General features: G+C 70.8%; 1 protein-coding gene. It reads left to right on the forward strand.

The features are described 5' to 3' along the window. Window positions 1-509: PolC-type DNA polymerase III (locus HC022_RS27990; RefSeq protein WP_167454541.1), on the forward strand; the 509-nt coding region annotated here is incomplete at its 5' end. Between the last annotated feature and the right edge of the window lie 262 nt (window positions 510-771).

Raw genomic sequence — 771 nt, forward strand, 5'->3', positions numbered from 1 at the left:
GGGTGCTGAACGGGCGCATCGTGCCGGGCGAGGTGCTCGACCTGCTGGTCGATCCCGGCATCCCGATCCCCGCCTCCTCGAGCCGGGTGCACAAGGTGACCGACGCCATGGTCGCCGGAAAGCCGGACATCGGCGAGGCCGGACGCCGCTTTCACCGCTTTGCCAAGGGGTCGGTCATCGTGGCGCACAACGCACCCTTCGACATGGCCTTCCTGCGCCGGCACCGGGACCGCATGGGGGTCGAGTGGGACCACCCGATCCTTGACACCGTACTGCTGTCGGCGGTGCTGTTCGGTGCGAGCGAGACCCACACGCTGGACGCGCTGTGCCAGCGGTTGGGCGTCGAGATCCCGCAGGCGCTGCGCCACACCGCGCTTGGCGATGCCAATGCCACGGCGCAGGTGCTGGTCATGATGCTGCCGATGCTTGCGGCCCGGGGAATGCGGACCTTTGGCGAGGTTCTGGAAGAGACGCGAAAGCACGGTCGCCTGCTGGAAGACCTGAACTGAGATCGTCGAGCGCCGCCTGCACCGCGCCTCGCGGCAGGTCGCTGCGCAGGATCCGGCGCAGCGCCGCGAGCCGGACATCGAGCGCGCGGAAGACATCGTGCAGCACCATGGCCTTCGGGATCAGCCGTCCCGCCTCGGGCGGCGGGTGCAGCGGCCAGTAGGCGCGCACCGGCCCATCCTTGAGCGCGGCGGCGGCCCCGGGGCAAAGCGCCACGACGATGCCTGCCCCCCCGGCCAGCGGATGCGGTGCCGCCACCGGCAA

Source organism: Salipiger sp. HF18 (assembly GCF_011806505.1).
Taxonomy (GTDB): Bacteria; Pseudomonadota; Alphaproteobacteria; order Rhodobacterales; family Rhodobacteraceae; genus Salipiger; species Salipiger thiooxidans.